At 70.4% G+C, this 5802-nt stretch carries 6 protein-coding genes; 2 read left to right on the forward strand and 4 right to left on the reverse strand.

Annotated elements, in window-relative coordinates:
- Positions 1-100 precede the first annotated feature (100 nt).
- Positions 101-802, reverse strand: a complete 702-nt coding sequence (locus ACWGN5_RS41585) for a response regulator transcription factor (RefSeq protein WP_453524167.1) — start codon at positions 800-802, stop codon at positions 101-103.
- Between the two features lie 556 nt (positions 803-1358).
- Between ACWGN5_RS41585 and ACWGN5_RS41590 the strand changes: the two genes are divergently transcribed.
- Complete coding sequence (locus ACWGN5_RS41590) at positions 1359-2006, forward strand: ScbR family autoregulator-binding transcription factor (RefSeq protein ID WP_453524170.1); 648 nt, start codon at positions 1359-1361, stop codon at positions 2004-2006.
- Between the two features lie 29 nt (positions 2007-2035).
- On the opposite strand, the gene ACWGN5_RS41595 is transcribed toward ACWGN5_RS41590, so the two are convergent.
- The 3 genes from ACWGN5_RS41595 to ACWGN5_RS41605 are packed head-to-tail and all read right to left on the reverse strand — an operon-like array spanning position 2036 to position 4764.
- A complete protein-coding gene (locus ACWGN5_RS41595; RefSeq protein ID WP_453524173.1) occupies positions 2036-2800 on the reverse strand; it encodes an SDR family oxidoreductase in 765 nt (254 codons plus the stop codon).
- 45 nt (positions 2801-2845) lie between these two features.
- Positions 2846-3784, reverse strand: coding sequence for an NAD-dependent epimerase/dehydratase family protein (locus tag ACWGN5_RS41600; RefSeq protein ID WP_453524176.1), 939 nt, complete (start codon positions 3782-3784; stop codon positions 2846-2848).
- A gap of 14 nt (positions 3785-3798) precedes the next feature.
- Complete coding sequence (locus ACWGN5_RS41605) at positions 3799-4764, reverse strand: ScbA/BarX family gamma-butyrolactone biosynthesis protein (RefSeq protein WP_453524179.1); 966 nt, start codon at positions 4762-4764, stop codon at positions 3799-3801.
- An 80-nt stretch (positions 4765-4844) separates the two neighbouring features.
- Between ACWGN5_RS41605 and ACWGN5_RS41610 the strand changes: the two genes are divergently transcribed.
- Positions 4845-5534 (forward strand): ScbR family autoregulator-binding transcription factor, encoded by a 690-nt coding sequence (locus ACWGN5_RS41610; protein ID WP_453524182.1) that lies wholly within the window; start codon positions 4845-4847, stop codon positions 5532-5534.
- Positions 5535-5802 lie beyond the last annotated feature (268 nt).

Here is a 5802-nt window from a genome sequence, read left to right on the forward strand (position 1 = left end):
CCTCCACTGGTGCCGGCCGGGGCAGGCCGCTGAGGGAGGCGCGGCCGGGCGGGCCGTTGGCGAGGCGCCGGCCGGGCGGGCCGCCGGGGAGGCGCGGTGGTCAGCCGCGCCCGAAGCGGAAGCCCACTCCCCGGATCGTGATCACCCAGTCGCTCGCGCCGAGCTTGTGGCGCAGGCTGCTGACATGCGTGTCGACGGTCCGCCGCGACCAGGAGTCGCCCCACACCTGCTGCATCAGCTGCTTGCGGGGGATGACCGTGTCGGGGTGGGAGGCGAGCACGTTGAGCAGGTCGAACTCCTTGCGCGTGAGGTCGACGTCCCTGCCGTCGAGGGTCACCCGCCGCGCCGCGACGTCGATGTGCAGCGGGCCCCTGGTGACCGCCCGGGCGGCGGCGGTGCTCGGGCGGGTCCTGCGCATGACGGCTTCCATACGGGCCATCAGTTCGCGGAAGCCGTAGGGCTTCACGAGGTAGTGGTCCGCGCCGGCCTGGAGTCCGAGGACGCGGTCGAGCTCGCTCCCCCGGCCCGTCACGGCGATCACCGGGACGTCGCAGGCGGCGCGGATTCCCCGGCAGACCTCCAGGCCGTCGAGGTCCGGCAGCTCCAGGTCGATGAGGACGAGGTCGACCTCGTCGTAGACCTGGAGGGCCGCACCGCCGGTGGCCACCCGGCTGACCTCGTGGCCGTGCCGCCTGAGCCCCTGGACGAGGCCTTCCGCTTCCGGGCCGCAGCTCTCCACGACCAGGACGCGCCACCCGGGCGTGACGGCCGGGCGGCCTCTCACCGATGTGTCGACGATCACGCCCGCCGCACTCGCTCTACCCGCGATTCGCGGGGCAGGTATATGAGGCTCCTTCAGTTCCAATGAGGTCCGACTCACGGTTCCCCCTAGCACCAAGTCGCTCGGCCCCGGGGGCCGTGGGGTACCCCCGGGGTTGCCGGATCCGTAGGGAACCGGCAACGGAACGCTACAAACCGCTGAGCCGGTTTGTCAAAGGTCACCCACTACCACGACGGGCGAAATCTTCCGAGAGTTTCGGACCAGAAAATTGACACCTGCTTGACATTGTGATGAACGAAATCAAGCAGATAGAGGATGTATGTCCGCTTTTCTGGGCACCCGCCGGTGTCATGACCGCATACAGAAACAGCCGCCATACAAGTCGAGGCCCTATCGGGAAACCGCCGCGCCGGTTTGTTAATGGCCGCGTCACTTCTGGTTTACGGGGCCGAAGAGCCCGGGCGGCCTACCGAAACCTCGTACAATACCAAGCAGTCGGTTTAAAGTCGTCGGGTGGTGCGGCGCGACGGGGCGCAGGCCGCTGCCGCTGAGACGCATGGTGCTACTGGAGCCATTGGTGACCAAACAAGAGCGGGCCACACGGACCCGCGACGCGCTGATCAAGTCGGCGGCCAGGGAATTCGACCGGCACGGCTACGCCCTGGCCAAATTGTCCGCGATCAGCTCGGGAGCGGGCGTGAGCCCCGGCGCGCTCCACTTCCACTTCGAGAACAAGGCGGCCGTCGCCGGTGCCGTCGAGGGCGCGGCCTGCACCGCCCTGCGCAGGACCGCCCGGATCGTGTACGGACAACGGTCGAACGCCCTGCAGAACCTCGCCGACACCTCGCACGCCCTGGCGCGGCTGCTCCGTGACGACATCGTCGTCCGCGCCGGTTTCCGGCTCAGCTGCGCCGACGACGCCCGTACGGAGCTCAATCTGCGCCAGGAGTGGCAGAGCTGCGTCCAGCAGCGGCTCGCGGAGGCGGCCGACGAGGGCCTGCTCGCCCCCGGCCTCGGGCGTCGGCAGGACCTCGCCCGCACGATCGTCGCGGCCACGATCGGCCTGGAGGCCCTGTGGCGGGACAACGGCGAATGGCTCTCCCCCAAGACCGTCACCGGTCTGTGGCGCACCTTGCTGCCGATGCTGGCGGGCCCCGAGGTGCTCGCCGGACTCGATCCGTCCGGCACCTCCGTGATCGTCACCACGCCCGCCCCCGTCGGCTGAGGCCACGGCGGGCGGCGGCCGGCGGGGCGTCAGAGCCAGCTGCCGCCCGTCGCGTCCACGCACTGGCCCGTGATCCAGCGCGCGTCGTCGGAGGCGAGGAAGCCGACGACGTCCGCGATGTCGGCCGGCGCGCCGAGCCGGTTGAAGACCGAGTAGGACGCGAGGGCTGCGGTCGCCTCCGGGGTCGTGCGCCGCCGGGCGTTCATGTCCGTCGCCACATAGCCGGGGGTCACGGCGTTGACCGTGATCCCCCGGGGCCCCAGTTCCTTGGCGAGGGCCAAGGTCATCGTGTCGATGGCCCCCTTGGTCATCGCGTACGTGACGGAGTCCGGGAAGGCGTGCTTCGTTGCCGCCGAGGAGATGTTGACGATCCGGCCACCGTCGCGCAGCCGGTCCAGACCCCGCTGGATGAGGAAGAGCGGGGCCTTGACGTTGATCGCGAAAAGTCGGTCGAAGACCTCGGTGGTCAGCTGGTGGATACGGCCCGAGCCGCTCGCCGCCGCGTTGTTGACGAGGATGTCGAACCCGGGACCGGCGCCCTGCTCCGCGAGACCCGCGTCGAGCGCGGCGTAGAACGTGTCCACGGCGTCCGGCTCCGCGAGTTCCGCGCGGAAGGGGAAGGCCCGGCCGCCCGCCTCCTCGATGATCTTCACGGTCTCACGGGCGGCCGCCTCGTTGGTGCCGTAGTGCACGGCCACCAGGGCTCCGTCGCCGGCGAGCCGCTCGGCGATACCTCTTCCGATGCCGCGGCTCGCGCCCGTGACGATTGCGGTCCTGCCGGCCAGCCGGGACATGTCGGTCGTGCCTTCTTTCGCTTCGAGTTCGGTGACGGTACTTCGTCAGGAATGGCCGAGGGAATCCCGGTACCAGGGCAGGTGGTCCGCGATCGTCGCGGCGAAGCCCGGCCCCGGGTCGCAGCCCCAGTCCCGCCAGGGGCGGTCGTCCTCGAACCAGTGGTCACTGGCGAGCATGGCCAGGTGGTGCTGCGCGAAGGGAAGGTCCGCGAGCAGCGCGCGGGCCTCGGCGATGTCCACCGCCGGCCCGCGGGCCCCGGCCCCCTCGCCCACGAGGGCCTCTCCGGCCGCGAGCAGCTCCGCGACCGGGACCGGCTCCGGGTGGTTCACATAGGAGGGGCCCGGCTGGGTCCGCGGGGAGAGCGCCGCGCCGAGCAGCGCCCGCGCCAGGCTGTCCACGTCGATGAGGGAGTGCAGCGAGGAGCCCCCGTCGAGCGGGCCCGGCAGCGCGGCGAGCAGCCGGACGATGCCCGGCATCAGCTGCCGGTCGCCCGTGCCGTACACGAGGTGGGGCCGCAGGACGGTGCCACCCGCGTCCAGGACGTACCGCTCCCCCGCCGCCCGGGTGCGGCTGGTCGCCGAGCCCGGGGCGAGCGGCAGGGTGCCGGGGGCCGCCGCGCGGAAGGGCCCGCGGCCGTGGACGGAGGCGGTGCTCAGCGAGACGATCCGGGTCACCCCGGCGCGTACGGCCGCGTCGACCAGGGCCCGGGTGCCCTCGTCGTTGACGGCGCGGGCCGTCTCCTCGTCCCCGCCGATCGCGGAGGCGCAGTTGATCAGTAGGTCGACGCCCTCGCAGGCGCGGCGCAGCGAGCCGGGGTCACGGAGGTCGCCGGTGACGGTCTCCAGACCCGGACCGGCGGGCAGGGGGAGCGGGCGCCGGGCCAGAAGCCTGAGGTGTCCCAGGTCCGCCCGGTGCGTGGCCGTCGCCGCCACTCGGCCGCCGATGAATCCGGTCGTGCCGGTGATCAGAATGCGAGGGCCCATCTTTCCTGTCCGGTTCAGCCCGCCAGGCGGCTGTCGAGGCCGCCGCCGACCACCGCCAGGTGCCGGGTCGGGGAAGTGAGCGTGCAGAGGAACACGGACCGGTCGTCCTGCCGACCTTCGACCCTGACGGTGGTCACCGAGCGGTCGCGGTTGGGGACGGTCTCGGCCTCGATCCAGCAGGGGCTGTCCAGCTCGGCGTAGCGCGAGAACGAGCTGTCCATGACGGTCGGCAGGAAGGTGCCGGTGCCGAGCATCGCCGTCGCCGCTTGCCGAGCGGCTTCGAGGAGCACCATCCCCGGTATGTGATCGTTCGGGCGCCGGAAGAGGGTGGTGTGGCCGGTGTTGATCCGCAGCTGCCACTGGCCGGGGCGGGTGCCCGGGGCGAGGACGACGTCCTTGGAGTGGTCACGGCCGACCAGGTACGGGGCGACACCCGGGATGAGAGGAACCGGCCTGCCGAGTACTGCCATCCGCTCGCCGCGGATCCGCCGGTACGCCAGGGCCGAGGTGCAGCGGGCCTCGGCGTTGCCCGTGGCGAGGTAACGGCCGTCACGGGTGAGGACCAGGGTGGTGCGCAGGTTGCGGAGGCTGCCGCGGCGGCTGTCGACATCGGAGACGATGACGTCGACGGTGACGTCCGAGGAGAGGCCGCTGACGGCGAGCGCCTCGGCGTCGGCCGTGTAGCGGATGCCCCACATGACGAACTGATCCTCGACGGGTACCCCGAATTCGGCATGAGCGAGGAGCATGGTGGTCTGGCGTATCGTCTCGGCCACCAGGACGGGGTCGTGGCGGTCCCCTGCCACGGGAGAGAAGAAGGGATGTGCGGCAGGCCAGCGCGCGGAGACGGAGAACCGGTTCTCCGTCAACTGGGTCCAGCCCGTGGGGATGATGTCCGCGGGATCCGCTCGGTGAACGAACTCCCCGGGGACGCATGTCGTCGGTCCTCGAAAGTTCTGATCCATGGATCCCCCTAGCATCCCCGCGCCTATGGGCGGCGCGTCCGCCCGGCCTAGAATACGTACAGCCCGGTTTTCTTTTCAATGCTTCACGTCACACCATGAGCACAGACAGCGATACAGCGGGAGGCGCCTTGGCGCAGCAAGCGCGTGCAATCAGGACCCGACGGGCCATCCTGGAGTCGGCCGCGACCGTCTTCGCGGAGCGCGGATACGAGCGGACGACCATCGGGGAGATCCTGGTGCGCGCCGGGGTGACCAAGGGGGCGCTGTATTTCCACTTTGCTTCCAAAGAAGATCTCGCCCTCGGCGTGCTCGACGCACAGATGCTGGACGAACCGCTGAGCCCTCAGCCCATCAAGCTCCAGGAGCTCGCGGACCAGGCCTTTCTGCTCGCCCACCGGCTGCAGCACGACGCGCTCGTGCGGGCGAGTGTGGCGCTGGCCCTGGACAGTGGCGCCGTCAGCGTTGACCGGGCTGCCCCGTTCCGGGCGTGGATCGATCAGCTGTCGGAGATCCTGACGGTCGCGAAGGCGCAGGGAGAGATCCTCGTCCACGTGGACGTGACGGACACGGCCGAGCTCTTCTCGGGCGCCTACGCGGGCATCCAGACCATGTCCCAGATCCTGTGCGATCGCAATGATCTGACCCACAGGGTGTCGGTTCTCCTGCGGTATCTGCTGCCGAGCATCTGCACGCCGGCCCTGCTGAGCAGCCTCGACATGAGCGAGGGACGCGCCCGGCAGCTGGCCGCGGAGTACGACGCCAGCAAGCTCCGCCGCGAGGCCTGATACCGCGCGTACACCGCGCGTTAACAAAACCGACCATCCGGTCCCCTGAGCGCCCCGACGCGGAACAGCGTCGGGGCGCTCTGGCGTCATGGCACTGAGTGTGTTTTGCTGAGGGTACTCAGTGCCACAAGCGTCTAGGGGAGCTCCACATCATGGGTAAGGACTTCGACCTGTACCGGCCTTCCGAGGAGCACGACATGCTCCGCGAGTCGGTGCGTGCCCTCGCGGAGGCGAAGATCGTGCCGTTCGCGGCGGCGGTGGACGAGGA

Source organism: Streptomyces sp. NPDC055815 (genome assembly GCF_053616475.1).

Bases quoted from the DNA above. Each gene is read 5' to 3' on its own strand.
- ACWGN5_RS41595 (WP_453524173.1), bottom strand. From the start codon at position 2,800: ATGTCCCGGCTGGCCGGCAGGACCGCAATCGTCACGGGCGCGAGCCGC.
- ACWGN5_RS41610 (WP_453524182.1), top strand. From the start codon at position 4,845: ATGAGCACAGACAGCGATACAGCGGGAGGCGCCTTGGCGCAGCAAGCG.
- ACWGN5_RS41600 (WP_453524176.1), bottom strand. From the start codon at position 3,784: ATGGGCCCTCGCATTCTGATCACCGGCACGACCGGATTCATCGGCGGC.
- ACWGN5_RS41605 (WP_453524179.1), bottom strand. From the start codon at position 4,764: ATGCTAGGGGGATCCATGGATCAGAACTTTCGAGGACCGACGACATGC.